Raw genomic sequence first — 26,701 nt, forward strand, 5'->3', positions numbered from 1 at the left:
GGGGGATAACCCCACCCCGTGTGAGGCAGGCCCTAGACTCCCGTCCGTACCAGATCGTCGACAGTGACCGAGGAGCGAGGAACGGACGTGTCCGAACCAACGGTATCGACCGTAACCGTGCTCGCGGCGGACTACTTCCGGAGTTATTCGGTCGTCGGTCTGCTGGCAGCCCTCGGTGTGCTCTTCGTGGCCGTCGCCTTCGGAGCCGGCCGCCTCCTGCGGCCCGTCGTACCGACCCACGAGAAGCTGCTGACCTACGAATGCGGCGTGGACCCCGTCGGCGAGGGCTGGGCGCACACCCAGGTCCGCTACTACGTCTACGCCTTCCTCTACGTCATCTTCGCCGTCGACTCGATCTTCCTGTTCCCGTGGGCGACGGTGTTCGCCGCCGCCGGCTACGGCGCCACGACCCTGGTCGAGATGTTCGTCTTCCTCGGTTTCCTGGCCGTCGGCCTGCTCTATGCGTACAAGAAGGGCGTCCTCGAATGGACGTGACACCTCAGCCGGAGCTGCTCCCCGAGCCCAAGCGTCTGGGAGTCCTCTCCCGGCTCGCCCCGGAACCGATGAAGGTGGTCCTGAACTGGGGCCGCCGGTACAGCCTGTGGGTCTTCAACTTCGGCCTCGCCTGCTGCGCGATCGAATTCATCGCCGCGTCGATGGCCCGGCACGACTTCATCCGCCTCGGAGTGATCCCCTTCGCGCCGGGCCCCCGCCAGGCCGACCTGATGATCGTCTCGGGCACCGTCACGGACAAGATGGCGCCGGCCGTCAAGCGGCTCTACGAGCAGATGCCGGAGCCGAAGTACGTCATCTCCTTCGGCGCCTGCTCCAACTGCGGCGGCCCGTACTGGGACTCGTACTCGGTGACCAAGGGCGTCGACCAGATCATCCCCGTCGACGTCTACGTGCCCGGCTGCCCGCCGCGGCCCGAGGCACTCCTCCAGGGCATCCTGAAGCTCCAGGAGAAGATCGCCCGCGAGTCGCTCGCCGAGCGGTACGCGTCGGGACCATCCGTCTCCCAGCTGACCAGCGGCCTCGTCACGCCCCCGCCGGCACCCGGGCAGGGGGCCGGCGCGTGAACCTCTACGACTCCCTCCCCGACGCCGCGCCGACCGTCTTCGGCGCCGAGGCCGTCGCCGAACGCTCCTACGACGTGCTCACGGTGGACGTACCCGTCGGAAGCTGGATCTCCTCCCTGGAGATCGCCCGCGACAAGCTGGGCTGCACGTACTTCGACTGGCTGAGCGCCGTCGACGAGCCGGGCACCGGCTTCCGCGTCTGCGCGCACGTCGCCTCGCTGGAGAACCGGCGCGTACGCCGGCTCCTGCTGCGCACCACCGTCCCGTACGGCGCCCCGTCGCTGCCGTCGGCGGTCGCCGTGTACGCGGGGGCGGAATGGCACGAGCGCGAGACGTTCGAGATGTTCGGGATCACCTTCACCGACCACCCGCACCTGGTGCACCTGCTCCTCCCGGAGAACTTCGAGGGGCACCCGCTGCGCAAGGACTTCGTGCTGGCCGCGCGCGTCGCGAAGGCCTGGCCGGGCGCGAAGGAGCCGGGCGAGGCCCATGACCCGGACGCCCCGAAGCGCCGCCAGATGCTGCCGCCCGGCGTACCGGACCCCAACGACTGGGGTCCGCTGAAGGGCCAGCTCCCGCCGGCCCCCGCCCGCCCGGCCCGCACCCCGCGCGCCGCCGGAGTGGCGGGCGCCGCCGCCCGCACCCCGCGCGAGGGCGCCCCCGTCCGCCGGACCCGCTCGGTCGCCGAGGGCTCGGCGACCCAGGCCGGCGAAGCCGCCACCCCGGAAACCCCGGCCCGCCCGGCCCGTCGTACCCGCTCGGCCGCGGAGGGGTCGGCGACCCAGTCCGCGGCCGCCGCCGCGCCGGATGCCGCGCCCCCGGGTACGGATGCCCCGGCCCGCCGCACCCGTACGACGGCGGACGGCTCCGCGAGCCAGGCGGAGGCGGCGGCCGCGTCCGAGCCCGGTCCCGCTGACGCGGCGGCCCCGGCGCGCCCGCCGCGCCGCACCCGTTCGACGGCGGACGGTTCCGCGAGCCAGGCGGCGGAGGCGGCGGCCGCGTCCGAGCCCGGTCCCGCTGACGCGGCGGCCCCGGCGCGCCCGCCGCGCCGTCCGGCCCCCCGCAGTGCCGACGCCCCATGGCACGACCCGAAGCCGGCCTTCGACGAGTCGGCCGCCGCGCGGCGCCCGGGCGAGGCCGATCCCGAAGCCCGTCCCGAAAACCGTCCCGAAGCCCGTCCGGAAACTCATCCCGAGGCCGATCCTGGGACCGAACCCACCACCGACACCGGAGGCACGGCGTGAACGACGTCCTCGACGTCGCCCTGCGGCTGCTCGTCGTCTTCGCCGTCTTCCTCGTGCTCCCGCTCGTCGTCGGGCAGACGGAGCACAAGGTGATGGCCCACATGCAGGGCCGCCTCGGCCCCATGTACGCCGGCGGCTTCCACGGCTGGGCCCAGCTCGTCGCCGACGGCGTGAAGTTCGCCCAGAAGGAAGACGTCGTCCCGGCGGGCGCCGACCGCCGGATCTTCCAGCTGGCTCCCGCGGTCGCCCTGCTGCCGTACCTCCTCGTCCTCCTCGCCATCCCCATCGGGCCGGGCGAGGGCGCGGTCGGCCAGGTCATCGACGCCGGAGTGTTCTTCGTGCTCGCCGTCATGGGCGTCGGAGTCCTCGGCTCGCTCATGGCAGGCTGGGCCTCCGCGAACAAGTTCTCCCTGCTCGGCGGCCTGCGCACGGCCGCACAGCTGCTCGCCTACGAGCTCCCCATGCTGCTCGCCGCGGCCTCCGTGGCGATGGCGGCCGGGACGGTCTCGCTCACCGGGATCGTCGAGGGCTTCGAGTGGTGGTGGCTGCCCTGGCAGATCGTCGGCGCGCTGGTCTTCTTCACCGCCGGCCTGGCCGAGCTCCAGCGTCCCCCCTTCGACATGCCCGTCGCCGACTCCGAGATCATCTTCGGCGCGTACACCGAGTACACCGGCCTGCGCTTCGCGTTGTTCCTGCTCGCCGAGTACGCCGGAATCGTCGTCCTCTGCTTCCTGACCACCGTCCTCTTCCTCGGCGGCTGGCACGGCCCCTTCGGCGCCGACGGCCTCGGCTGGGTCTGGACCCTCCTGAAGACCGCCGTCCTCGCCTTCGTCGTGATCTGGCTGCGCGTGAGCTACCCGCGCCTGCGCGAGGACCAGCTCCAGAAGCTCGCCTGGACCACACTCATCCCGCTCGCGCTCGCCCAGATCGCGCTCACCGGCATCGTGAAGGTGGCGATCCAGTAATGCCCATCCCCGGATCCGGCCTCGCCAAGGGCCTGGCCGTCACGCTCCGCACGATGACGAAGCGCTCGCACACGGCCCAGTACCCCGAGGTCCAGCCCGAACTCCCGCCCCGCTCCCGCGGGGTCATCGGCCTGTTCGAGGAGAACTGCACGGTCTGCATGCTCTGCGCCCGTGAGTGCCCCGACTGGTGCATCTACATCGACTCGCACAAGGAGACGGTCCCCGCCTCCACCCCCGGCGGCCGCGAGCGCAGCCGCAACGTGCTCGACCGCTTCGCCATCGACTTCTCGCTCTGCATGTACTGCGGCATCTGCATCGAGGTGTGCCCCTTCGACGCCCTCTTCTGGTCGCCGGAGTTCGAGTACGCGGAGACCGACATCCACGAGCTGACGCACGAGCGCGACAAGCTCCGCGAGTGGATGTGGACCGTCCCGGCCCCGCCCGCCCTCGACCCGCGGGCCGAGGAGCCCAAGGAGATTGCCGCCGCCCGCAAGGCGGCGGAGAAGGCCGAGGCCGCGGCCGCGGCGGCAGCCGCCGAAGCCGCGCAGGCCGCCGAAGCAGCCCACGCCTCACAGGCGCAGGCCCCCGAGAACGAACCGCCGACCGCCCCGAACCCGGAGGGAGACGCGTGACCCCCGCCGCCCCCCTGGCCGCAGCCGCCACCACCGGGCCCGGCTTCCTCTCGCCGACCGGCGTCGAGATCGCCTTCCTCCTCGTGGGTCTCGCCACCTTCGGCGCGGCCCTCGTCACCGTCACCACCAAGCAGCTGGTGCACGCCGCGCTCTGGCTGGTCGTCGCGCTCGGCGGCATCGCCGTCGAGTACCTGCTGCTGACCGCCGAGTTCATCGCGTGGGTCCAGGTCCTGATCTACCTCGGTTCCGTCGTCGTCCTCCTCCTCTTCGGCCTGATGCTCACCAAGGCCCCCATCGGCCGCTCCCCGGACGCCGACTCCGGCAACCGGGGCATCGCCCTCGGCGTCGCCGTCGTCGCCGCCGCGGCCCTGGTCTGGGTGGTCGTCGACGCCTTCCGCACCACCTGGATCGACCTCGACGGGCCGGTCCAGGGCTCCACCAAGGTCTCCGGGGAGATCCTCTTCCAGCACTGGGTGCTGCCCTTCGAGGCCCTGTCCGTCCTCCTCCTGGCCGCCCTGATCGGCGCCATCGTGCTGTCCCGCCGCAACGACCCCGCCGACGCCGGTGACAAGGGGAAGCGCTGATGCACCTCGCCTACCCCGCCGTGCTCGCGGCGCTCCTCTTCTGCACGGGCCTGTACGGAGTGCTCGCCCGCCGCAACGCCATCCTGGTCCTGATGTCCGTCGAGCTGATGCTCAACGCCGCCAACCTCAACCTGGTCGCCTTCGACGTGTGGCTGCGCGACACCCTCCACGCCGGCCAGGCCCTCACCCTCTTCACCATCGCCATTGCCGCCGCCGAGATCGGCATCGGCCTCGCGATCGTGCTGATGGTGTACCGCAACCGCGGCACCTCCGACGTCGACCGCCTGCGCGACACCGCCGAGGGCCACGAACCCGACCCCGACACCCCGGGCGACAGCACCAGCACCCGCACCGCCCGGCCGGAGGTCGCCGCGTGAGCACCACGACCCTCGCCGTCCTCGTCCCGCTGCTGCCCTTCCTGGGTGCGGTCGCCGGCCTGCTGCTCGGCCGTACCGCCCCCGGCTTCGTCCGCCCGCTCGCGATCCTGCCGACCCTGGCCGCCGCCGTACTGGCCGTGACCGTCGCCGTGCGCCAGGGCGGCGGACAGCCCATCAGCACCGCGACCGAGCTGACCCCGACCGGCTCGGTGCCGATCGACCTCTCGCTCTCCATCGACGGCTTCGCCGCCCTCGTCGCCGTCCTCGTCGGGGTCGTCGCCACGTGCGTACAGCTCTACTCGACGGCGTACCTCCGCGAGGACCCGCGCTACCCGTCGTACGCCGCCCTCGTCTCGCTGTTCACCTCCGCCATGCTGCTCGTCGTCTACTCCGGCGACCTCATGGTGCTGCTGGTCGGCTGGGAAGTCATGGGCATCTGCTCGTACTTCCTCGTCGGCCACTACTGGGAGACCGAAGCGGCCCGCTCCGCCTCCCTCAAGGCCTTCCTCGTCACCAAACTGGGCGACGTCCCCTTCCTGATCGGCCTGTTCGCGCTCGCCACCGACGCCGGCTCCTTCCGGATCACCGAGATCCTCAGGACCGTCGCCGCCGGCGGACTCGACCACCCCACGCTGGTCGCGCTCCTCCTGCTCGCCGGAGTCGCCGGCAAGTCCGCGCAGTTCCCGCTGCACACCTGGCTCCCCGACGCCATGGCCGGCCCCACCCCCGTCTCCGCGCTGATCCACGCCGCGACGATGGTCGCCGCCGGCGTCTACTTCATCGCCCGCCTCCTGCCCGTCTTCGCGGCGTCCGCCGCCGCACTGGTCGTCATGGCCGCCATGGCAGCCGTCACGATGGTCGGCTCCGCCCTCGCCGCCCTCGCCCAGGACGACATCAAGCGGGTACTCGCCTACTCCACCATCGGCCAGCTCGCCTACATGACCGGCGCCCTGGCCGTCGGCGACCGCGGCGCCGCCGTCTTCCACCTCCTGTCCCACGGCGCCTTCAAGGCGCTCCTCTTCCTGGGCGCGGGCGTGATCATCCACGCCGCCGGTACGAACTCCCTGGCCGCCATGTCCCGCATGGACGGCCTGGCCAAGCGCATCCCCGACGCCTTCTGGACGATGACGATCGCGCTGCTCGCGCTCGCCGCCATCCCTCCCTTCGCCGGCTTCTTCTCCAAGGAAGCCGTCCTCGTCGCCGCCGAGCAGACCGCCACCGGCCACTCGGACCTCGCTCCCGGTGCCGCCGGCTGGCTGGTGCTGATCGCCGGCGTGCTCACCGCCCTGCTCACCGCCGCCTACGCCGCCCGGCTGTGGCTGATGGCCTTCCGCGGCCGGGGAGCAGCCGCCCCCGACCACGGCAAGGAGCCCCTCGCCATGACGGGCGTGCTCTGGCTGCTGGCCGTCCCGTCCGTCGCCTTCGGCCTCGCCGCGGGCCCGCTCGCCGACTGGTTCGACGGCAGGGCCCTCACCCCGACCGTGGCCACCTCCGTCCTCGGCACGGGCGCCGCCGTCATCGGCGCGATGCTCACCTACGCCCTCTGGCAGCGCGCCACGGCCAGGGCCGCGACGGCCCCCGCGGCCGGACCGGCTCGCACCGCCACCGCAGCGGAGCAGCCCGCCGCCGTGGCCGCCACGGTGTCCGCGGCCACCGCCGCCGCCGAGTCCGCCGCGGAGACGCCCGAGGTCGCGGAGGTCACCCACGACCACCCCGCCGTCCCGACGGGTCCCGCCGCCGACCCCGGCCGCGCCCTGCTCGGTCCCCTGCACCGCCACGCGGCCGAAGGCTTCCACCTCGACGCCGTCTACGACCGGCTCTTCGTCCGCCCCGTCCGTGCGTCGGCCCGCCTCGTCACCTTCCTCGACCGCGAGGTCGTGGAGACGTACGTCCGCGGCGCGGGCACCGGCACCCGGCTGCTCGGCGGCCTCGTCCGCCGCGCCCAGACCGGCAACGTGCAGAGCTACCTGAGCGCCCTGCTCGCCGGCGCCGTGGTCCTGGCCGTCGCCACCGCCGTCCTCGCCAACGTCAACGCCGGATCGTGAGCCGTGAGTCAGCCGTGATTGATATCAGCCCGTCCGTGATGCAGTTCCTTCTGGCGTTCATGCTGGCCGCGCCGCTCCTCGGCGCCGTCGCGGCCCTCCTGCCGGCCCCGCCCGGCCTCAAGGGCCGCAGCCCCGAGCAGGCCGTGCTCCGCCACGGCGTGACGGTGACCGGCGTGGTCCTCGCCGCGGCGATCGCCCTCACCGTGGGCTTCGACCACGACGCCCCCTCCCGCTTCCAGGCGACGACGGACATCAGCTGGATCCCGGCCCTGGACGTCCGGATCCACCTCGGTGTCGACGGCATCTCGCTCCCCCTCCTCGTGATGACCGCGCTGCTGTTCTTCCTCTGCGCGCTCTACAGCTACTTCAAGCTCCCCGCGGGCCCCTCCCCGAAGGCCTTCGTCGCGCTGCTCCTCGTCCTCGAGTCCGGCACCCTCGCGACGTTCGCCGTCCTCGACCTGCTGCTGTTCTTCCTCGCCTTCGAGATGGTCCTCATCCCGATGTACTTCCTGATCGCCCGCTGGGGCGGGGCCCAGCGGCAGGCAGCCGCCTGGAAGTTCATCCTCTACACGCTGCTCGGCTCCGTCGTCATGCTGCTCGGCCTCCTCCTCATCGGTGTGACGGCGGACACATTCGACATGGTGGCACTCGCCTCTGACAACGGCCGGGGACTCACGCACACCACCCAGCTGCTGGCCGTCCTCGCCATCGGCATCGGCCTCGCCGTGAAGACCCCCATGTGGCCCCTGCACAGCTGGCTGCCCGACGCCCACACCGCCGCCCCCACCGTCGGATCCGTCCTCCTGGCCGGCGTCCTGCTCAAGATGGGCACGTACGGGTTCGTCCGCATCCTGCTCCCCGTCACCCCGGACGGCATGGCCACCGTCGCCCCCTACCTGGGCGCCTTCGCCGCCGTCGGCATCGTCTACGGATCGCTCGCCTGCCTCGCGCTGGCCCGCAAGGGCAACAAGGGCGACCTCAAGCGCCTGATCGCCTACTCCTCCGTCGGCCACATGGGCTTCGTCCTCCTCGGCATCGCGTCCATGACCCCCACGGGAGTCAACGGCGCCCTCTTCGCCAACATCGCCCACGGCCTGATCACCGGCCTCCTCTTCTTCCTGGTCGGCGCCCTCAAGGACCGCTACGGCACCGCCGACCTCGACACCCTCGCCGGAGCCACCGGCGCCGCCCTCTACGGCCGCGCCCCGCGCCTCGGCGCGCTCCTCGCCTTCGCCGCCGTCGCCTCCCTGGGCCTGCCCGGGCTCGCCGGGTTCTGGGGCGAGATGCTGGCCCTCTTCGGCGCGTTCGACCCCGCCGAGGGCCTGCCCCGGGCCGCGTTCCTGACGTACACGGCCGTCGGCGCCTTCGGCACCCTGCTCACGGCCGCGTACCTGCTGGTCGTCGTGCGGCGCGTCTGCATGGGGGACCCGGCGGCCGGCCCCGCGCCCGCCCTCGCGGACGTCCAGCGGTACGAGTTCGCCGCCTGGACCCCGCTCGTCGCCCTCACCGTCCTCGCCGGCCTGTGGCCCGCGCTCCTCCTCGGCCTGACCGACCCGGCCGTTCAGCAGCTCCTCGCAGGAGGCACCTCATGACGGCCCCCACGGTCCTCGCCGCCGAGACCCCCAGCCTGGTCCAGTCCGTCGACTGGCTCGCCATCGCCCCCGTGGTCATCGCCGCCGCCGTCGGCCTGGCCGTCCTCGTGGCCGACCTCTTCACCGCCGAGCGGAACAAGCCGGTCCTCGGCTGGATCTCCGTGGCCGGCCTGGCCGCCGCGACCGCGACCCTGATCCCGCTGCGCGCCGGCGACCGCTCCACCTTCTGCCTCACCGCCGATCCGGAGGCCTGCAGCTACACCGCCGACCACTTCACGGTGGTCGTCCAGTTCCTGGTACTGGCCGGAGCCCTGCTCACCGCACTCCTGTCGGTCACCGCCGTGCGCGACACCCGGATGCCCCCCGGCGAATACTGGTTCCTGCTGCTCTCCTCCGCCGCGGGCGCCGCCCTGCTGCCCGCCTCCCGCGACCTGGCCACCCTGATCGTCGCCCTGGAGGTCGCCTCCCTGCCCGCCTTCGCCCTCGTGGGCATGCGCCGCGGCGACCGGCTCTCCTCCGAGGCCGCCCTGAAGTTCTTCCTGTCCTCCGTGACCGCCACCGCCGTGTCGCTGATGGGCGTCGGCTTCGTCTACGGCGTCACTGGATCGCTGCACCTCACCCAGGTCGCCGACCGCCTCGAAGACGTCCCCGGGCAGCTCGACACCCTCGCCATGGCCGGAGTCGCGCTCACCCTCGTCGGCTTCGCCTTCAAGACCGCCGCCGTCCCCTTCCACTTCTGGGTCCCCGACACCTACGTCGGAGCCCCCCTGCCCGTCGCCGGCTACCTCTCGGTGATCGGCAAGGCCGTCGGCTTCACCGGCCTCATCCTCGTCACGGTGATCGCCTTCCCGGCGTACTCGCAGGTCTGGGGCCCGGCACTCGCCGTCCTCGCCGCCCTCACCATGACCCTGGGCAACGCCGCCGCCGTGCGCCAGTCCGCGGACCGCCCGAACAGCGCCGTACGACTCCTCGCCTGGTCCTCGGTGGGCCAGGCCGGCTACCTGCTGGTCCCGATCGCCGCCGCCGCGTACTCCGAGCGCGACCAGATCGGCTCCACCCTCGCCTACGCCCTCATGTACGCCGCCGTGAACCTCGGCGCCTTCGCCGTGGCCGCCCTCGTCGGCCGGACGAAGCCGCTCCACCGGATCAGCGACTACCGCGGCCTGTACGCCGAGCGCCCGCTGGCCGCGCTGTCCCTGGCCTTCTTCCTGCTCTGCCTGGCCGGTCTGCCGCCCGGCATCATCGGGCTCTTCGCCAAGGTCACGGTCTTCCAATCGGCAGTCGACGCGGGCCTGGGCTGGCTGGCCGTCCTCATGGCGGTCAACGTCGTCATCGCCCTCTACTACTACCTGCGCTGGACGGCGCTGCTCTTCCGCGCCCCGGAGGGCGCCCCGGCCGGGGCGGATGCATCGGCCCGTACGAAGGCCCCGTGGCCCGTCGCGGCGGCCATCGTCGCGACTGCGATCACCGCCGTCGTCCTCTCGGGCGCCCCGCAACTGGTCCTGCGCGTCGCGTCGGGCAGCCTCTTCGCGCAGTAGCCCGCCGCGGGCCGGCATGCCCGTACGGAGCAACGCCCGCGGCGGCCCGTCGCGCCCGCCCGGTGGGCGGTGGCGGGCCGCCGACCCGCCACGCCCTGGGAACCGGACGCCCTCACCTCGCGTTGACCAGGAAGGGAGGGTCCACTGGACCGTAGACCCTCAGACCATGACGGGCTCCCCTGCCGCACCACTTGGAGGGCGTACCGTGCACCGCCGGCACAACGGGTTCAAGACCGCCGTACTCCTCGGCGGGCTGTCCGCACTCATCATCCTCATCGGCAGCTTCTTCGGCCGGACCGGCCTGATCGTCGCCGTCCTCGTCGCACTCGGGACGAATGCCTACGCGTACTGGAACAGCGACAAGCTGGCCCTGCGCGCGATGCGCGCCCGTCCTGTCAGTGAATTCGAGGCCCCCCAGCTCTACCGCATGGTGCGCGAGCTCTCCACGTCCGCGCGCCAGCCCATGCCGCGCCTCTACATCTCCCCCACCGAGGCACCGAACGCCTTCGCCACCGGGCGCAACCCGCGCAACGCCGCGGTCTGCTGCACCGAGGGCATCCTGCGCATCCTCGACGAGCGCGAGCTGCGCGGGGTCATCGGCCACGAGCTGAGCCACGTCTACAACCGCGACATCCTGATCTCGTCGGTGGCCGGAGCACTCGCTTCCGTGATCATGTTCCTGGTGAACTTCGCGTGGCTGATCCCCGTCGGCCGGTCGAACGACGACGAGGGGCCCGGCCTGCTCGGCATGCTGCTGATCATGATCCTGGGCCCGCTGGCCGCGTCGGTGATCCAGCTCGCCATCAGCCGCTCCCGCGAGTACGAGGCGGACGCGTCCGGCGCCCAGCTCACCGGGGACCCGCTGGCCCTCGCCAGCGCCCTGCGCAAGCTCGACGCGGGGACCAAGCAGCTCCCGCTGCCTCCCGAACCGCGGCTGGAGACAGCGAGCCATATGATGATCGCCAACCCCTTCCGTCCCGGCCAGGGACTGACCAGGATGTTCTCGACCCATCCGCCGATGGCCGAGCGCATCGCCCGGCTCGAACAGATGGCAGGCCGCCGCCCATGAAGACCATCCTGAACGTCATCTGGCTCATCCTGAGCGGCATCTGGCTGTTCCTGGGCTACCTGCTCGCCGGTGTGCTCCTCTGCATCACCATCATCGGCATCCCCTTCGGCATCGCCGCCTTCCGCATCGCCGTCTACGCCCTCTGGCCGTTCGGCTACACCACGGTCGAGCGCCACGACGCGGGCGCCCCCTCCTGCGTCGGCAACGTGCTCTGGCTCGTCCTCGCCGGCTGGTGGCTCGCCCTGGGCCACATCGTCACCGGCATCGCCCTCTGCGTCACGATCATCGGCATCCCCTTCGGCATCGCCAACTTCAAGATGGTCCCGCTCTCCCTGCTCCCGCTGGGCCGCGAAATCGTCCCCACGGACGCCCCGTTCGCCTCCCGCTGAGGCGCTCTGACGCGTCCCGGTCAGGAGTTGTCCACAGGCCGGGCGGCTGTCGGTGGGGTGCGTCACCATGAACGCATGAACGGGACCGAGCAGTTGCTGGAGCGAGTCGCAGACCGTGCGCGCAACGCCGCGCACCAGCACGGAAAGCCCCTGCCGGAGCCGCTGGGCGCCGGGGAGGCCGCCCGCGCCGAGGGGGTACTCGGCTTCGCCCTGCCGCCCCTGCTCACCCGGCTCCACACCCGCGTCGGGGACGGCGGATTCGGCCCCGGTGAGGGACTGCTGTCCCTGCGTCAGGCCGTCGCCGCCTACGAGGGGCAACGGGCCTCCGGCTGGAGCTGGCCCGAGGCGGTCCTGCCCGTGGCCGACTTCGGATGCGCCGTGTACGCCTGCGTGGACTGCAGATCCGAGGCCGCCCAGGTCCTGCTGTTCGACCCCCATCCCGGTGAGCCCGACCTCGCCTGGTCCGTGGACGCCCCGAGCCTGGCGGACTGGCTGCGCGGCTGGCTCGACGGCACAGCGTGGTTCTGCGCGGAGTCCCCCCTCGGGGAGGACCTCGACCTGGACCTCGCGCCCTGGGCGGAGTTCAGATCCCGGATCTGAACCGGCCGTGCACCCGGTACGCCACCGCGCCCACGGCCAGCACGACTGCCCCCGCGACCACCGACGCGAGGGGCAGCGCACACGCCAGCACCACACAGCCGGACAGCCCGACGGCCGCCACGGCCCGCCCCTTGACAGCTGCATCGAGAGACCACGCGGAGGCGTTCGCGATCGCGTAGTAGGCGAGCACTCCGAAGGAGGAGAAACCGATCGCGCCGCGCAGATCGGCGGTGGCCGCGAGCACCGCCACGACCGCCCCCACCGCGAGCTCGGCATGGTGCGGCACCCCGTGCCGGGGATGTACGGCGGCCAGCGTGCGCGGGAGACGGCCGTCCCGGGCCATCGCCAGGACGGTCCGCGACACCCCGAGCACGAGCGCCAGCAGCGATCCCACCGCGGCCAGGGCCGCACCCGCCCGGACCACCGGCGCCAGCTCCGCGGCGCCCGCCGCCCGGACCGCGTCGGCCAGCGGCGCCGACGACCCCGCCAGCCCCTCGACGCCCAGCACCGACAGCACGGCCACCCCCACCGCCGCATACACCAGCAGGGCGATCCCCAGCGCCAGCGGCACCGCCCGCGGGATCGTCCGTTCCGGGTCACGCACCTCCTCGCCCAGGGTGGTGATCCGCGCATAGCCCGCGAAAGCGAAGAACAGCAGCCCGGCGCCCTGCAACAGCCCGAAGAGGGTCCAGTCCGCCCCGACCAGCCGCTCCGGTGCTGCCGCACCCGAGGACAGGCAGACCACGACCACCCCGGCCAGCACCGCCAGCACCGCCGCCACGATCAGCCGGGCGATCCGGGCGGACTTCTGGACACCGCCGTAGCCCGCGGCGGTGACCGCCACCACCGTCGCCACGGCCACGGCGTGCTCCCGGCCGGGCCACACGTAGGCACCCACCGTCAGTGCCATGGCCGCGCAGGACGCGGTCTTGCCGATCACGAACCCCCAGCCGGCCAACCACCCCCAGAACGGGCCGAGCCGCTCCCGCCCGTACACGTAGGTCCCACCGGAGGCCGGATACCGGGCGGCCAGCCGCGCCGAGGAGTGGGCGTTGCAGTAGGCGACGAGGGCCGCCACCGCGAGAGCGGCGAGGAGCGCCCCGCCCGCGGCCTCCGCGGCCGGCGCGAAAGCCGCGAAGACACCGGCGCCGACCATCGCGCCGAGCCCGACGACGACCGCGTCGGAAACCCCCAGGGTGCGCTTCAACTCATTCGTCACGGCCGGAGGGTAACCCCCTCAGGTGACGCCCTCCCGGCGGGGGAGCGGCCTACGGGTGCGCTCCCAGCCCTCCAGAGCGGTCAGGCAGGCGTGGTCGAGGTGGCGCAGGCCGCTCAGGTCGAGCCGCACGGGCTGCCCGTGCGGCAGCGCCTCCAGGGCATCGAGCAGCTTGGGAAGCCGCAGGAAGCTCGCGTTCTCCACGACCCGCACGCACAGCTCCTGGCCGTCCCGCACCTGCTCGACGTGCACGTGGGAGGTCTCCCAGGCGGCCTTGGCGATGGCCATACCCAGCCCGACCAGCACGCCCTCGAAGAGATTGGTGACGACGATCGCGCCGGCCGTGACGACCAGCACCACCGCCTCGCCGCGGTGCGTGCGCCACAGCGCGGCCACCGCCCTGACCGGCAACAGCTTCCATCCCGCGTACAGCAGCACCCCCGCCAGGGCGGCGAGCGGCACGTTCTGCAGCACCTGGGGGAAGGCCACGGCGAAGAGCAGCAGCCAGCCGCCGTGCATGACCCGGGCGGCACGGGTGCGCGCGCCGGCCTCCACGTTGGCTGCGCTGCGGACGATCACGGCGGTCATCGGCAGGGCACCGAGCAGTCCGCAGACACCGTTGCCGACGCCCTGCGCAATCAGTTCGCGGTCGTACTCCGTCCGCGGCCCGTCGTGCATCCGGTCCACGGCGGCGGCGCTGAAGAGCGTCTCGGCGGAGGCGATCAGCGCCAGCGCGACCACCGTCCCGACCGCGCCCACGGAGGCCAGCACTCCGAAATCGCCCCAGGCGGGCGGGGACACGGCGTCCAGGACCCCCGTCACCCGCACCTTCTCGACGGGCAGCCGCAGCAGGGCGGCCGCGGCGGTGGCGGCGGCCACCCCGACCAGTGCGCCGGGCAGCAGCCGCAGGCGGGCGGGCGCCCGCTGCCAGGCGACCATGACGGCGACGGTCCCGGCCCCGAGCAGCACCGCGGCCCAGTCCGCCCGCTCCGCGAGGCCGTGCACCCCGCCCAGCTTCGCCAGGGTCTGCCCCGGGGCCTCCGCGTCGCCCAGGGCGTACAGCTGCCCCGAGATCAGCACGAGTCCGATGCCGGCCAGCATCCCGTGCACGACGGCCACGGAGATCGCCCGGAACCACCGCCCGAGCCGCAGCACCCCCATGCCCAGCTGCAGCAATCCTGCGGCCAGCACCAGCACCCCGAGAGCGGCCGTGCCGTACGCCTGCACCGCTTCGTACACGAGCACCGTGAGCCCGGCGGCGGGCCCGCTCACCTGCAGGGCGCTCCCTCGGAACCAGCCGGTGACCAGCCCCCCGACCACTCCGGTGACGATGCCCAGCTCGGCCGGCACCCCGGAGGCGACCGCCACCCCCACGCACAGCGGGACGGCGACCAGCGCGACGACCACGGAAGCCCCCAGGTCTGCGCGAAACGTGCCGGCCCCAGGCATGCGAGAACCCCCTGCCACGCAGTGATGTGATGCCACCACCGTGCTGGGCGCACCCCCCGCGGCCCAAGTGCCCACGGGAGCCCGCGGCGGCGCGTGCGCCGCACACGCCCGGCACACACGCCCCACGTACCCCGCAACCACCGCGGCCCGGCGGTCGGTGAGGACCGCCGGGCCGGCGTGGTGACGGACAGCGCCGCGGACCTGGGGTCAGCGGTAGTTCACGAACTGGATCGCGAAGTCCAGGTCCTTGCCCTTGAGGAGGGCCTGGACGGCCTGGAGGTCGTCGCGGCTCTTGGAGCTGACGCGCAGCTCGTCGCCCTGGACCTGAGCCTTGACGCCCTTCGGACCCTCGTCCCGGATGATCTTCGCGACCTTCTTGGCGTTCTCCTGGGAGATGCCCTCCTCGATCGTGGCGAAGATCTTGTACTCCTTGCCGGACAGCTGCGGCTCACCGGCGTCCAGCGCCTTGAGCGAGATCCCGCGCTTGACCAGCTTGGTCTCGAAGACGTCGAGAACGGCCTTGACGCGCTCCTCGGAGTTCGCCTCCATCAGGATCTTCTCGCCGGACCAGGCGATGGTGGCGCCGGTGCCCTTGAAGTCGTAGCGCTGCGAGAGCTCCTTGGCGGCCTGGTTGAGGGCGTTGTCGACCTCCTGCCGCTCGACCTTCGAGACGATGTCGAAACTGGAGTCGGCCATGTGCTGTGGCTCCTTGAAGTCGATTGCGATCACCCCGGAGGGCGCGGCCGGACATACCCGGACCGCTCGGCAAAGCCTAGCCACCGCACCCACCCGCGGCGCTGATCAATCCGGTGGCGGAGCACCCCCGGTCATCAGGTATCGTTTACGTCGTTGCCAGGGAGAACCGCGGACAAGCGGTCTCGAAGGCGGCATCCCATGGCGGTGTGCCCGAGTGGCCAATGGGAGCGGACTGTAAATCCGTCGGCTTAGCCTACCCAGGTTCGAATCCTGGCGCCGCCACACTGGAGGAACGGCCCCTGATCTGCGGAAACGCGATCAGGGGCCGTTCTGCGTTCCTCGCCCAGACAGGGCGAACTGTCTCACCGCGTCCCGCTCGATCACCCTCTCTACCAGGGCGTGTGGACGGGCTGTGGACGGAATCTCCGGGCCCGACTTGCGGTTGTGGCCGGGCGTGCGTTCACCGGGCCGGGGGCGCCGCCGGGCTGCGATGCCGACTCAGGAGCGCCGAAATCTTCGCGTTGGCGGCTTCGTCGCCGCCCTTGAGGAACTTCGCGTACACCCGGAAGAGGACGCCGACCGAGTGGCCGGCCCGCTGGGCCACAAGCTGGGGCTCCACCCCGGAACTGAGCCACGTCGACACGGCCGCGTGACGAAGATCATAAGGGCGCTTGGCCAGCTTGGACTCGCGCTCCGCGACGCTCAGCACCTCCTCGCGGGCGGCGGCCCAAACGGCCCCGTAGCCACTCTCCTGGACCATCCCGCCCCGGGCGGTCCGGAACAGCCGGCCGTCCTCATGGGTGCCGTACGCCGTGACGTGCCACCGCAGCATCGCCACCAGCTCGGGCGGGATGGGCACGTGCCGGACCGTCTTGCGGGTGCGGTGCTTGAGTCCGCGCCGGTCGTGGGCCTCGCCCGTGTCCGTCCAGGCGGTGCCGGAGCGGGCCCGGCTCTCGCGAAGCCGGATCATCCCCCACCCGCGCCGGGGCAGGTCGACGTCTTGGAGCCGTAAGCCGACCAGTTCGCCCGGCCGGGCGGCCGAGTAGTAGATGCACCCGAAGAACGCTTCCAGGTGCCGCCCGCGGGCCCCCTGCTCCCGTACAGCGGCCAGGAGGGAGGCGACCAGCCCGGGATCCGGCACCGCCTCCGGGTCTACCTCCTCCTCAACCTTCTCCGGCGCAGTCCACTTCATCGCGGTGAGCGGGTTCTCGCCCAGCAGCCCGGCGTCCACGGCCAGCCCCAGAGCCTGGTGGAAGATCGCACGCTTCCGGGCGATGACGGCGCCGGACGACGTCTTGCCGTCCAGCCGGCGGGCGCACGCGTCGAGCGCCCGCCGTACGGCCATCCGGTCCGCCAGGGTGGAGGTGGGGACCGACTTCCGCTCGACCCAGGCCAGGAGTGCGGCTACGTCGTCCGGCGCGTCCTCCTCCCACCGGTTCACGTTGAAGCCCCACGTGTAGAGCGCCCGACGGACGGCCCGGTGGTCCGCCATGCCCCTCGTGTCCTTCACCAGCGCCAGGGTCACGGTGGCCATCGCCTCGGCGAGGTTCCGACGCGTGGAAGCGGGGGAGTGCTGCCACTTCATCTCCACGTACCTTCTGGCGTGCTCGTACCAGGAGATGTCCTTGGCCTTTTGCAGCAGGGACTTGGGGAGCCCGCTCTCGGCGTCCCACGGCTCGCCCTCGCGGGCCGCGGTGATGAACTGCGCCCGCCGGCTCTCGGCGAGGCCGAGGGTCAGGAAGGACTCGGAGTGCGGCTTCGTGCCCACCTGCCAGCGCAGTTGGTACGGCTTGCGGTAAGGCCGCTTGCGGATGCTCCAGATTCGCACGGTGTAGCTCCAGTCGGTCACGCGGTCTCCAGCTCGTTCAGGAAGGTGTCGAGCGCGCTGCGGCGGACCCGCAGGTGCCCGTTGGGCAGGCGCTTCACCTCGGGCCCGTAGCCGCGGTTGCGCCAGCGGTACCAGGTGGCTCGGGTGATGCCGATCTCGGCGAGGACGTCGGTCAGCGGGAGCCACTCGTCGACGGGCTGACGGCGGCGAACGGGACGGGCCATCGGTTCTGCCTTTCGGAGTTGAGCGAGCGGATGTGTCCGAAGTCGCGATTTCTGCGTCACTGCGTCATCAGCGTCACTCGGGCCGCTGACCTGCGAGTTTCCGTGACGCAGGAGGGGGCGGGCTGCGTCACCGGTGACGCAGCCGTCTGTCACGGGGTGACGCAGGTGACGCGGGGTGACGCAGAGATCGGGGCTCTGCGTCACCCTTGTCTGTGCAGGTGGGGAGCGGTTTGCGGGGCCCCGGTGACGCAGGTGACGCAGCGTCTTCCTACTTAGGAAAAAGAGGGGCCTGTGTTCTGTTATTGGGTGCGCCTTCAGGCGTGAAATGGGGAGCCGCGAAGCGGCACGCCCTTTGAGCGGCGGCGAGGCCGCCGAAGAGCAAAAGGAGCACCGCCCCGGCGGGGGCGGGGTGCTCTTCTTGCTTGTGCGGTCGGGCCCGCGTGGCGTCAGTCAGAACGCCTGCTGTTGCTCGGCCTGCGTGGCCTTGGGGCGAGCGATCTCGATGTAGCGGGCGCTGTTCTTCCGACCCCAGTCGACGAGGACGCCGCGGGCGGCGAGGACGGGTTGCAGGCGCTTGAGGCGGTCGGAAAGGACTTTGCCGGTGGTGGGCCAGCCCTTGGCCAGGGGCCGGAACTCCCCCTCGCCGGTGTAGAGCTGGGTGAGGCTGTGCAGCCACTCGGCGGACGTCATCCGCACGTCGGTGCCGGGCTCGATGTCGGCGGCGCGCTTGAGGACGGTCTGGGCGAGGAGGTCGCCCTCGATGACGTCGTCGTTCAGGTCGTCCAGACTCGCCCGGTAGGCGTCCAGGGCGCCGAGGCTGCGGGCGGCGTCGAGCTGCGCGCAGAGGTGGGCGAAGTCGGCCATGCGCAGGTCGGTGGGGATGTCGGCCTGCGTGGCCCGGACGGCGACGGCCAGGTCGAGGATGGAGCCGAGGATCACGGGCAGGTCGCGTGCGAACTCCGCCCACAGCTCCGCTTCGGTCCGCCGCACCCTGGGCCGTTCCAGGCGGAGGGGGAGGAGGCGTTCGGCGAGGTCGGGGCGGATGACGCCGACGTCGATGCCGGTCAGCAGCATCGGCCGGCGGTAGCGGGCGCGGACGACGTCGCCGTCGGTGAACAGGGCGCGCTTGATGTTCTCGGCGCCGGTGACGATGCAGCACATCAGGTCGGAGAGGTCGGGGCCGAGGTGGGAGAGGTTGTCCAGGCCGGTGACCCACCCGGCGGCCACGGCGGTGATCAGGTTCTCCTCGTCCTTCGGGGCGCGGCGAAGGTCGCCGCTCATGCCCTCGATGATCCGGACGAGCATCTTGCCGGCGGTGGACTTGCCCGCGCCCTGGGGGCCGGTGAGGAAGGGGGCGGGGACGGGGACGTCGGGGCCCAGGCAGCCGATCAGCCAGGCCAGGGCCAGGGACTCGGCGCGGGCGTCGGAGAAGTTGCACAGCCGCATCAGCAGGTCGATGCCCTTGCCGTCGGTGTCCTCGGCCGGCAGGGGGAGTTCCCCGGTGAGCTGGGTGCGGCGCCAGCAGACCTCGCGCGGGTCGGGGATGGTGATGTCCCAGCCGGTGGGGTGGATGCGAACGGACCGGCCGTCGTCGCGCCCGAGGTCGAGCCAGGTGGCGCCGTCGAAGCCGGGGGCGACGCGGATGTGGACGGGCTGGACGTCCTCGGTGAGCGCGAGTGCTTCGATCAAGTCGAGTGCCTCCTTCAAGGCGGTTCCGTTGAAGACGGCGTAGTCGGTGATGACCTCGCGGGCCGGGTTCTTCTCGTCCTCGGCCACGGCTACATCCCCAGCGTCGTGGCGGCGTTGGACCAGGCAGCCGTGCAGTGCCGCAGGGACTCGCCCTTGGCCTGCGCGGCGGCGAACAGGCGGCCGATGTGGGTCTCGGTGAGGCAGCCGCACCAGCCGTGGGCGGACAGCACCGCCAGGAACGTGGCGTACACCGTCGCGTGCACTCCGCTGGTGGCGGCGGTGATCCGCTGCTCCGCCATCGCAATACCCCGTTCCAGGAAGACGGGCGAGCGGTGCGGGCACCGCCCGCCCCCGCCCGGAGCAGGCACCGCGACCGGGCGGGGCGCCGGCCCGGCGGCGGGCTTCTTCTCGACCAGCTCGTGCACGAGCGCCGGCACCGCCGCCATGGCGCCGGTGCCGGGGCCCAGCCACCGGGCGTAGGACATGGTCGACTTGATGTCCACGCCCTCACGGACCCGGTTCACCGACCGGACGGTGCCGGAGTAGATCCAGTGCTCCCCGCGCGTCGTCGCCACGGTCGTGGTGGCCGGGAGGGTGGAGCGGGCCCATGCGACCGCGTTGGCGTTGTCGAGGTCGACCACGGTGAGGCCGGTACCGCCGGGGTGGTAGGCAACGGCCGCGGCCTGCCGCCAGGCCGGAGCCCAGGCGGCGGAAGTGAGGACGGCCGGGTCGGCGGTGGCGGCGGCCCAGGCGTGGCACGGCGCCGCGCACTCGCACGGCCCGGGGAACTTCATGTTCGGCCGGCCGCCGCAGGCGTTCGTGCGGCAGGCCCGGCAGTTGCCCACGGGGCCCTTGCCTGCCCGTAAAGGCAACACGGGAATGCCCCGCTCAGCGAGGTCGAGAGCCGCGCGTAGCTGCGGGGAGGGGGTGGGTTGAGTCATGCTGGTTCCTCCATAGATCTGTTGATGGGTGGTGGACGAGGGCGGCCCCGGACTTTGCCGAGACGGGGCCGCCCTCGTTGTCTTCAGTGGCGGGTGCGGTCAGAAGCCGTTGTGGGCGGCGGGGCCGGGGCACTCGTACCCGGGGCAGTCGCAGCCCTGGCATTCCTGGCACTCCTCGGTGTCGCAGTCCTCGCACCAGTGGTGGCCCGGGCAGTTGGTCTGGCAGCACTCGTCGCAGTAGAGGTCGTCCATGGGTGCTCCTGATTAGTGGTTGTTGAGGGTGCCGGTGGCGCGGCCGAACATCCGGGACACGCTGATGTTCTGGGTGATGTGCTGCACCGGCCCCGCCCCCCGGCCGCCGCGGCTGCGGGTGGCGCGGAGGAGGAGCGGGGCGAGGGCGCCGGCGGCGATGAGGGCGACGGTGGCCCAGAGGGCTTCGGCCATGGCGAGGACTCCGGGTGCGGCGTAGGAGATCCCGAACCCGGCCGCGGCGATCCCGCCGCCGAGCGTCGGCGCAAGGAGCGCGGTCGTCTTGGCCCAGCGCGGAATCGGCTCGGCTCGGGCCGGTTCCGGTTCCGCTGCCGGGCCGGGGTGGGCGTGGGTGTAGGCGAGGATGCGGATCCCGTTCGGGAGGGTGACCCAGTCGACGCCGGGCGGGATGTTCTGGGGCATCAGGACGGTGTGCGGCTCGACCGGCCGGGGCCGGTGGACGGGGTCGCCGTAGGGGGTGGCGGGGGTGAGCGGCTGGTGGGGTTCGGTGTGCACGACGCGGTCCCTTCAACGGGACGGGTCACATACCAAAATTGGTATGTGACCCGGCTGGTCGGCTTGTCGCGTGCTTGTCGTCCCGCTTGTCGCGTGCCTTGTCTTGTCGCTTGTCTTGTCGCTTGTCGCCCCCGAGGTCAAAGCCCGTTTCGGGCCCTCCAGAGGGGCGGAAACGGGCCCGTGCCGGCCGGGGCCGACAAGCGACAAGGGGTCATGCGTCGGGGGTGTGGGTGTGGTGGACGTAGCGGGTCTTGGTGCCCGTCCCGACCCGCACCGCCAGGCCCTCGTCCGCCCACTCCTGGAGCCACCCGCTGATGGTCTGCCGGTTGGTTCCGTGTGCGTCGGCGAGGGCGCGGGCGATCGCCGATGCCCCCGTGCCTTCGGGCCCGGCCGCCTCCAGCACGGCGAGGGCGGCCTGCCGGGCGGCGTTGTCCTGCTCGCCGCGCAGCGCGGACAGGTTCAGCCCGCCCGGGGCCCCCTTCGGCGCCGGAGCGGATTCCGTTTCCGGGTCGGGGGCGGTGGCGAACTGGGCGTCGATCTGGGCGCGGAAGGCCTCAGCCAGCCGGTCCTCGTCCGGCGTGGCCACGGTGGTCTGCCGGTGGGCACTCAGGTTCAACCCGCCCGCCGGCGCGGCGGTCGGCGCCGTGCCGCTGGTGGTGTCGGTGTCGTCGGGGGTGTGGTCGTTGATCCAGGCGGTGCGGCCGGCGTCCCAGCGGCGGGCGTAGTTGGGCCCGGCGGCCTTGGCGGAGACGTCGTCCAGGCGGGGGTGCCGGTCGGAGGTGGCCAGGACGATGTCGCGGATCTGCGCGGGCTTGATCCGCCACGATTTGAACAGCGCAGCCGGGGACTCGGGGGTGCCGAGGAAACCGGAGCCCTTGTAGGGGGCCTGCTCGACGCTGAGGCCGCGGCGGCCGGGGAAGAGCTTGGCCAGGTCCATGCCCTCCTTCTCACCGCCGGTCAGCGCAATACGGACCTTCGCTTCGCGGCGGATCATCAGGTTGCCGAGGACGGCCCCGGTGGCGCCGAGCGCGGTGAGGAAGGTCCGCAGGCCCATGGCGCGGGAGATCCGGATGACCTCCAGGATCTTCGCTGCCAGTGCCCGCATGGCCTTGTCGCTGGAGGCGAGGATCTCGGCGCCCTCGTCGATGATCAGCATGATCTGAGGGATCTGCGGGGTGATGGGCAGCAAGTCGGTGTCTGCGTCGGCCATGAGCTGCTGGTAGGCGACCTTGCGGCGTTTGGCGATCGCGATCGCCGCGTCCAGCATCAGGTGGGCCTCTTCCGGGGTGGAGGCGAGCCAGTCGATCCCCGGCCGCACCGCCTGCCCGCTGTCGGTCGGGGTCATGGCGGGCCGTACCCAGGGCAGGCCGGCCGATCCGGCGTTGAGGTCGATGACCCAGCCCAGCATGTCCGTGGTGCGTGCCACGGCGCCGATGAAGGTGTGGACGAAGTTGGTCTTGCCCGACCCGGTGGGGCCGACCGCGAGGGCGCACTGCTCGCGCAGGAACACCTCCACCGGGCGTCCGTCGGTCCGCACCCCGAGCGGCAGCCCGGTGTGGACCGACAGGGGCCCGTAGTCGGTCGGGTGGGTGATGTCCTCGGCGAGGACGTTGACGGTGGTGACGTCGATCAGTACCCGGCCCTGGTTGATGCCGGCGGAGGCGGCGGCGGTGCAGCCGTTCGGCAGCCTGGCGTCCGCGGAAAGGGCGGCGTTGTACTGGGCGACCTTGTGCCAGGTTGCCCCGCCGGGCGGGAGTTCGGCGTCGATGGTGAAGCCGGTGTTCGTCGGCCACATCTCCACCGCCAGGATCCGCAGCGTCAGCCCGCACACCCGCTGCACCCGGTCCACCCACTCCGCGGCGATCGCCCGGCGTTCGGCGGACAGCTCGCGGGCGACCTGGCGTTCGGCGGCGGCGATGGCCTCCAGCTCGCGGGCTTCCTCGTAGAAGCCGACGGAGCGGGCGGCGGCGCCCATGCCGACGCCGAGGACGGCGAGGGCGCCGAGCTTGGTCCACTCCAGCGGGCCGGTCGCAAGGGCCCAGGTGGTCCAGCCGGATCCGAGGAGCCAGGAGGCGGCGCGCGAGGTGATGGTGCGGCCGGCCAGCTTCTGCCGCAGACCGGACGCGGTGTGGCCGATCGCGCCGACGGTGCCGACGGCGAGGGCCCAGCCGGGCGGCATGTGGGCGAGGGTGCCGACCGTGGCGACCGCGTACGCGCCGGTTGTCGCGGACAGCGCCCCGGTGATGGGGCCGTGGCCGGCGGCCCAGTCCAGCGCGAGACCCTGGTGCTCGACCGTCTTGCCCTTGGTTTTGCCGGGCATCAGACGTTCCAGCCCTTCTCGGCGTCAGGGCCGTTGCGGGGGTCCTCGTGGCGGGCGATGTCGGCCTCGTGGGCCTGCCGGAACGCCGGCCCCAAGTCCTCCGCGACCGCGGTCGCGGAGTTGAGGGCGCCGTAGATGTCGGCGAACCCGTCCGCCACCTCCTTCTCCAGCGGGAACTCCGAGTCGGAGCGCTCGGCGAGAATCCGCATGATGTTCGCGATCGAGGCCAGCGCCTCCGGCAGGCCCTCAACCATGGCCAGGATCTCCATGGCGTTCTCGGGCTCGTAGGCCTGCGCCGCCTGCTCCATCTCCGCGGCCAGTTCCTCGAACCTGAACCCGGACGTCGTGCTGTCCATCAGCTGTGCTCCTTCACCAGTGGGTGGTGCGGGGGTCGGGGTGTCCGGCCGCTCGGCACGCTCGCCGAGCTGGTCGCCATTGATGTCCTGCTCGTGCTCGGCGTCCGCTTTCTCCTCGGCGGCCCGCTCGGCGTCCTCAAGCCCGTTGCGGATACCGGCGTCCCGGGCCTCCCGCTCCGCCCGGGCGCGGCCGAGGAGGAAGCGGTACAGGCGGCGGCCGGGGTGCTGCAGCCACGCCCAACCGAGCTTCCGGCCCAGCGGGGTGGTCACCATGCCCAGCAGTCCGAGCGCGCCGCCGAGGGCGGCGGCGAGGGCCCGCCGGGCTTGGAAGCGGGCCGCGGACCGCAGCAGTGCCTTCCGGGCCGCTTTCTGCGCGGGGGCTTGGAGCTGCGCGACCCGCGCCCGATGTGCGGCCGTCTGGACGGCGGTGCGGCCGCTTGCGACGGCCCGGCCGGCGGCCCGGTCACGCGCGCTGCGGGTGGCGGTGGTGGCCTTGTCACGGGCGGCTGCGGCCTTGGTCATGCCCTTGGCCAGCGTGCGGGCAGCAGGACCACGGGCCTTGGACCCTGCGGCGGTGGCCGTACGCTCGGCGGCCTTGGCGGCGCGGCGGGTGTCGGCGACCTGGCGACGGGCCTGCACTGCCGCCGTCCGCGCCGCGGCGCGGGTCGGTGCCTGGGTGCGAGCCTGCTGGCGCAGCGCCTGCACCTGGCTGGCCCGGCCACCGGCCAGGCCACCCGCCGCGTGTGCGGCGCGCTGCCGGACCGACGGCTTACCGGACTTGCTGCTGTGCTTGCCGACCGAACCGCCGGACCGGCCGCCAGCGACGGAGCGTCCGGGACGGCTACCCGTGCGACCCCCTGCGGATTTGCCACCTCCCGCGCCGCCAGCCGCCCGGGGGCTGGTCCGGGGCTGTGTGGGGATCCGGCCCGAAGTGCTGCGTCCCCCGCCGCCGGCGTCCTTCGGGGCCGGGGTCTTCTTCTTGCTGTCCTTGCTGTTGCGGCGGTGGGCGGCGGCGGTGCCGAGGACGGCGGCTCCGGTCATAGCGATCGCCGCCGCCAGCGGGCCGCCCGCGATCGCGGCTGTCGCGAACAGTCCGGCGGCGGCGTTCGTCCCCGACAGGGACAGCGGCACCACCGGGAAGCCGCCCGGGGTGTGCTCCACCTCCTTGCCCGCCTTCGGGTTGCCGGGGTCGGCAGGCGGCGGAGTGGGGGTGGCTGTTTCGGGGGGAGCATGCGGTTCGGTGATGGTCTCGGTCATGCTGAACGTGCTCCTTCACGGGAGAGAGAGCCCGGCCGGCGCTGTAGGAGGTTGGCGGCCGGGCTCTCGTGCTGATCAGGCGACGCGCTGTTCATCCGGGTACGCGCACGGGGTGCACATGCCGAGCGAGGCCGGGATCACGTACCCGGCGTCACGGCGGCAGATCGGGCAGCAGCGGCGGGCGGCGTTGGCCTTCGCCAGAGCGGCCCGCCGGGCCGGGGTCATCGGGCGGACGGGCTTGGCGAGGTCGAGGCGGTAGAGGTAGGCGATAAGCGGGCCGCGCCGGCGGCGGGGCCGCTCGATCTGGGCGGCCACGTCCTGGCCGCCGGGCCGGAGCCCGGCGGCGCGGAGCTGGCGGCCGGTGGCCAGACCGTCCGGGGCCAGGCGCCACCGGTAGACGGGGAAGCCGCCCATCAGCCGGTCCCGGCCGCCGGGACGGCGGCCAGGTGGGGCCGCTCGTCCTGACGCGCGGCGAGAATCTGCTTGCGGCCCCAGGACTCGCTCATGCCGAACGCCTCACCCAGCGCACGCGCCGACAGGGGCCGTGCGGCCTGTACGGACTCGGCGTACGCACGGCGTGCGTCCTGCCGCAGCCGCTCCAGCTCCGCCTCCTCGAACACCTCCTCCGACACCGCGTGCGCGTCATGGGGTGCGGGCTGTGCGGGGACGGCGTGCGGCGTGTGCGGATCGTCCGCCCGCACACCGTCCGCATGGGCGGTGAGCTGCGGCAACGCCTCCCGCACCGGCAGGTGCCCAGACTCCGGGCCGGGGACTGGCTCGCGGTCGACGTCGACCGTGTCGGGGGTGTGCGGCTGCCGTGCGGGCCCGTCCGCACGCTCCCCGCACGGTGCGGGCTCGGAGGGTTCGGGCCGGTGGTGGAGGACCTTGGCGACGAGATCGGAGCCGAAGTAGATCGACCCGACCGGCAAGCTCGTGGCGAGAAGGACGAGCGCCCAGTTCGCCGGGTCCCACTCGGCCAGCCGCATCCAGTCCACCGTGCGGTCGTGCAGTGCGGGCACGAGCCCGTGCACGTAGTTCAGGACCAGAGAGGCGACCGTGTAGGCGGCGAGGACCCTCAGGGCGAACCGGCGGGCATCGTCGGTCAGGACGAGTGTCGCGACGAGAGCAAGGGCCATCAGGCCGTCCACGACGAACGGGTACAGAGTTGCCGCGGTCCCGTCTGCGCCGATCGCGCGGGCCACGTCCCGCAGCGCGTTCCAGGAGACTCGGAAGGCCATGCCGACCACGGCCACCAACGCCAGCACGAGAAGCGTCTTGGGGCCGCGGTTCATGCGGCGCCCCCGATCGGGGCGACGTCGAGCGAGGCGAGGAGCCTCACGTCGGCCCTGGCGGTGTCGCGCATCTCCATCCACTCCCAGACGGCGTCGTCGTCGGCCGCCGCGTAGCCCAGGCGGGCCATCGCGGTGTTCCGCTCGGCGAGCGTGGGGATCGGCTGGATGCGGCGGAACTCGTACGTCAGCCAGCACCGTGAGGGGCCGTCGGTGACGACGTAGAGCTCCCACTCCCCGGACGGGGAGTTGACCAGGCGGGCGGAGTGGTTCATGCCGCGTCCCCCGAGACCGTCAGGCCGGCTGCCCGGTTGGCCAGGTCGCGGCGGGCGTCCAGGACCCGGTTGCGGGCCCGGCGGATCCGGCGGGCGTCGAACTCCGACGGCGCCCGGTCGAGCTGGGCAATCAGCGCGTCCAGCAGCTCGACCTCAGCCAGGACCAGGGGCATCTCGGTCTCGAGGGCGTCCAGCTCCGCGCCCGTCGGCTCCAGATCCGGCGGCAGCGCGGTAACGGGCATCTGACGTGCAACGATGAACTTCATTGGGTCTTGCTCCTCT

The 26,701-nt window shown here is 72.6% G+C and carries 28 protein-coding genes and 1 tRNA gene; 14 read left to right on the forward strand and 15 right to left on the reverse strand.

Features of this window, described 5'->3' with window-relative positions; translation table 11 throughout:
* Positions 1-87 precede the first annotated feature (87 nt).
* From IF89_RS0127505 to IF89_RS0127565, 13 genes are all read left to right on the forward strand, one after another.
* Complete coding sequence (locus tag IF89_RS0127505) at positions 88-495, forward strand: NADH-quinone oxidoreductase subunit A (protein WP_030773659.1); 408 nt, start codon at positions 88-90, stop codon at positions 493-495.
* Positions 486-1,079 (forward strand): NADH-quinone oxidoreductase subunit B, encoded by a 594-nt coding sequence (locus IF89_RS0127510; RefSeq protein WP_030773662.1) that lies wholly within the window; start codon positions 486-488, stop codon positions 1,077-1,079. Before IF89_RS0127505 ends, IF89_RS0127510 begins: the two co-directional genes overlap by 10 nt.
* Positions 1,076-2,323: an NADH-quinone oxidoreductase subunit C gene (locus tag IF89_RS0127515; RefSeq protein ID WP_051807707.1), complete on the forward strand. Its 1,248-nt coding sequence runs from the start codon at positions 1,076-1,078 to the stop codon at positions 2,321-2,323. Before IF89_RS0127510 ends, IF89_RS0127515 begins: the two co-directional genes overlap by 4 nt.
* On the forward strand, positions 2,320-3,288 hold the full coding sequence (locus IF89_RS0127520; RefSeq protein ID WP_030773665.1) for a complex I subunit 1/NuoH family protein: 969 nt from the start codon (positions 2,320-2,322) through the stop codon (positions 3,286-3,288). The genes IF89_RS0127515 and IF89_RS0127520 overlap by 4 nt, the downstream gene beginning before the upstream one ends.
* Positions 3,288-3,920, forward strand: coding sequence for a NuoI/complex I 23 kDa subunit family protein (locus IF89_RS0127525; RefSeq protein WP_030773666.1), 633 nt, complete (start codon positions 3,288-3,290; stop codon positions 3,918-3,920). Before IF89_RS0127520 ends, IF89_RS0127525 begins: the two co-directional genes overlap by 1 nt.
* Positions 3,917-4,504 (forward strand): NADH-quinone oxidoreductase subunit J, encoded by a 588-nt coding sequence (locus IF89_RS0127530; RefSeq protein ID WP_030773668.1) that lies wholly within the window; start codon positions 3,917-3,919, stop codon positions 4,502-4,504. The genes IF89_RS0127525 and IF89_RS0127530 overlap by 4 nt, the downstream gene beginning before the upstream one ends.
* Positions 4,504-4,881, forward strand: coding sequence for an NADH-quinone oxidoreductase subunit NuoK (nuoK, locus tag IF89_RS0127535; RefSeq protein ID WP_030773670.1), 378 nt, complete (start codon positions 4,504-4,506; stop codon positions 4,879-4,881). The genes IF89_RS0127530 and nuoK overlap by 1 nt, the downstream gene beginning before the upstream one ends.
* Positions 4,878-6,926, forward strand: a complete 2,049-nt coding sequence (locus tag IF89_RS0127540; protein ID WP_030773674.1) for an NADH-quinone oxidoreductase subunit L — start codon at positions 4,878-4,880, stop codon at positions 6,924-6,926. The genes nuoK and IF89_RS0127540 overlap by 4 nt, the downstream gene beginning before the upstream one ends.
* A gap of 38 nt (positions 6,927-6,964) precedes the next feature.
* Positions 6,965-8,518: a complex I subunit 4 family protein gene (locus IF89_RS0127545; protein ID WP_030773676.1), complete on the forward strand. Its 1,554-nt coding sequence runs from the start codon at positions 6,965-6,967 to the stop codon at positions 8,516-8,518.
* A complete protein-coding gene (locus IF89_RS0127550; RefSeq protein WP_030773680.1) occupies positions 8,515-10,056 on the forward strand; it encodes an NADH-quinone oxidoreductase subunit N in 1,542 nt (513 codons plus the stop codon). Before IF89_RS0127545 ends, IF89_RS0127550 begins: the two co-directional genes overlap by 4 nt.
* Positions 10,057-10,261: 205 nt before the next feature.
* Positions 10,262-11,125: a zinc metalloprotease HtpX gene (gene htpX / locus IF89_RS0127555; RefSeq protein WP_030773683.1), complete on the forward strand. Its 864-nt coding sequence runs from the start codon at positions 10,262-10,264 to the stop codon at positions 11,123-11,125.
* A complete protein-coding gene (locus IF89_RS0127560) occupies positions 11,122-11,514 on the forward strand; it encodes a YccF domain-containing protein (RefSeq protein ID WP_030773685.1) in 393 nt (130 codons plus the stop codon). Before htpX ends, IF89_RS0127560 begins: the two co-directional genes overlap by 4 nt.
* 75 nt (positions 11,515-11,589) lie before the next feature.
* Complete coding sequence (locus tag IF89_RS0127565; protein WP_030773688.1) at positions 11,590-12,114, forward strand: SMI1/KNR4 family protein; 525 nt, start codon at positions 11,590-11,592, stop codon at positions 12,112-12,114.
* Here the strand turns inward: IF89_RS0127565 and IF89_RS0127570 are convergent.
* The 3 genes from IF89_RS0127570 to IF89_RS0127580 all read right to left on the reverse strand — a co-directional run bounded on the left by IF89_RS0127570 (position 12,098) and on the right by IF89_RS0127580 (position 15,475).
* A complete protein-coding gene (locus IF89_RS0127570) occupies positions 12,098-13,333 on the reverse strand; it encodes an APC family permease (protein ID WP_030773691.1) in 1,236 nt (411 codons plus the stop codon). The two genes, IF89_RS0127565 and IF89_RS0127570, sit on opposite strands and share 17 nt — an antisense overlap.
* A gap of 18 nt (positions 13,334-13,351) precedes the next feature.
* Positions 13,352-14,779: a SulP family inorganic anion transporter gene (locus IF89_RS0127575; RefSeq protein WP_030773694.1), complete on the reverse strand. Its 1,428-nt coding sequence runs from the start codon at positions 14,777-14,779 to the stop codon at positions 13,352-13,354.
* 207 nt (positions 14,780-14,986) lie between these two features.
* Positions 14,987-15,475 carry a YajQ family cyclic di-GMP-binding protein gene (locus IF89_RS0127580; RefSeq protein ID WP_030030284.1) on the reverse strand — a complete coding sequence of 163 codons (489 nt, stop codon included), beginning with the start codon at positions 15,473-15,475 and terminating at the stop codon, positions 14,987-14,989.
* A gap of 200 nt (positions 15,476-15,675) precedes the next feature.
* Here IF89_RS0127580 and IF89_RS0127585 point away from each other — a divergent pair.
* Positions 15,676-15,757: transfer RNA gene (locus IF89_RS0127585), tRNA-Tyr, on the forward strand.
* Between the two features lie 178 nt (positions 15,758-15,935).
* Here the strand turns inward: IF89_RS0127585 and IF89_RS0127590 are convergent.
* The 12 genes from IF89_RS0127590 to IF89_RS0127645 form a co-directional block, all read right to left on the reverse strand.
* Complete coding sequence (locus IF89_RS0127590) at positions 15,936-17,324, reverse strand: tyrosine-type recombinase/integrase (protein ID WP_030773697.1); 1,389 nt, start codon at positions 17,322-17,324, stop codon at positions 15,936-15,938.
* Positions 17,321-17,527: a helix-turn-helix transcriptional regulator gene (locus IF89_RS0127595; RefSeq protein ID WP_030773700.1), complete on the reverse strand. Its 207-nt coding sequence runs from the start codon at positions 17,525-17,527 to the stop codon at positions 17,321-17,323. Before IF89_RS0127595 ends, IF89_RS0127590 begins: the two co-directional genes overlap by 4 nt.
* A gap of 450 nt (positions 17,528-17,977) precedes the next feature.
* Positions 17,978-19,303, reverse strand: coding sequence for an ATP-binding protein (locus tag IF89_RS0127600; RefSeq protein ID WP_078628559.1), 1,326 nt, complete (start codon positions 19,301-19,303; stop codon positions 17,978-17,980).
* A 2-nt stretch (positions 19,304-19,305) separates the two neighbouring features.
* The gene (locus IF89_RS42490; protein ID WP_030773703.1) at positions 19,306-20,157 is read right to left on the reverse strand and encodes a bifunctional DNA primase/polymerase; all 852 of its coding nucleotides are present in this window, start codon (positions 20,155-20,157) and stop codon (positions 19,306-19,308) included.
* A gap of 99 nt (positions 20,158-20,256) precedes the next feature.
* Entirely contained in the window at positions 20,257-20,409 is a 153-nt protein-coding gene (locus IF89_RS47120) for a hypothetical protein (RefSeq protein ID WP_199820571.1), read from the reverse strand.
* 12 nt (positions 20,410-20,421) lie between these two features.
* Positions 20,422-20,922, reverse strand: a complete 501-nt coding sequence (locus IF89_RS0127615; protein WP_030773705.1) for a hypothetical protein — start codon at positions 20,920-20,922, stop codon at positions 20,422-20,424.
* Positions 20,923-21,133: 211 nt separating this feature from the next.
* Positions 21,134-23,242 carry a hypothetical protein gene (locus tag IF89_RS0127620; RefSeq protein WP_030773707.1) on the reverse strand — a complete coding sequence of 703 codons (2,109 nt, stop codon included), beginning with the start codon at positions 23,240-23,242 and terminating at the stop codon, positions 21,134-21,136.
* Positions 23,242-24,855, reverse strand: coding sequence for a hypothetical protein (locus IF89_RS0127625; RefSeq protein WP_030773709.1), 1,614 nt, complete (start codon positions 24,853-24,855; stop codon positions 23,242-23,244). The genes IF89_RS0127620 and IF89_RS0127625 overlap by 1 nt, the downstream gene beginning before the upstream one ends.
* A 75-nt stretch (positions 24,856-24,930) precedes the next feature.
* Positions 24,931-25,269 carry an RRQRL motif-containing zinc-binding protein gene (locus tag IF89_RS0127630; protein WP_030773711.1) on the reverse strand — a complete coding sequence of 113 codons (339 nt, stop codon included), beginning with the start codon at positions 25,267-25,269 and terminating at the stop codon, positions 24,931-24,933.
* A complete protein-coding gene (locus IF89_RS41010; RefSeq protein ID WP_051807709.1) occupies positions 25,269-26,147 on the reverse strand; it encodes a DUF2637 domain-containing protein in 879 nt (292 codons plus the stop codon). The genes IF89_RS0127630 and IF89_RS41010 overlap by 1 nt, the downstream gene beginning before the upstream one ends.
* Complete coding sequence (locus IF89_RS0127640; protein ID WP_051807711.1) at positions 26,144-26,419, reverse strand: DUF6303 family protein; 276 nt, start codon at positions 26,417-26,419, stop codon at positions 26,144-26,146. The genes IF89_RS41010 and IF89_RS0127640 overlap by 4 nt, the downstream gene beginning before the upstream one ends.
* Positions 26,416-26,685, reverse strand: coding sequence for a DUF6284 family protein (locus IF89_RS0127645; protein ID WP_030773721.1), 270 nt, complete (start codon positions 26,683-26,685; stop codon positions 26,416-26,418). The genes IF89_RS0127640 and IF89_RS0127645 overlap by 4 nt, the downstream gene beginning before the upstream one ends.
* Positions 26,686-26,701: the final 16 nt, after the last annotated feature.

Source organism: Streptomyces sp. NRRL F-2664 (assembly GCF_000719345.1).
Lineage (GTDB): Bacteria > Actinomycetota > Actinomycetes > Streptomycetales > Streptomycetaceae > Streptomyces.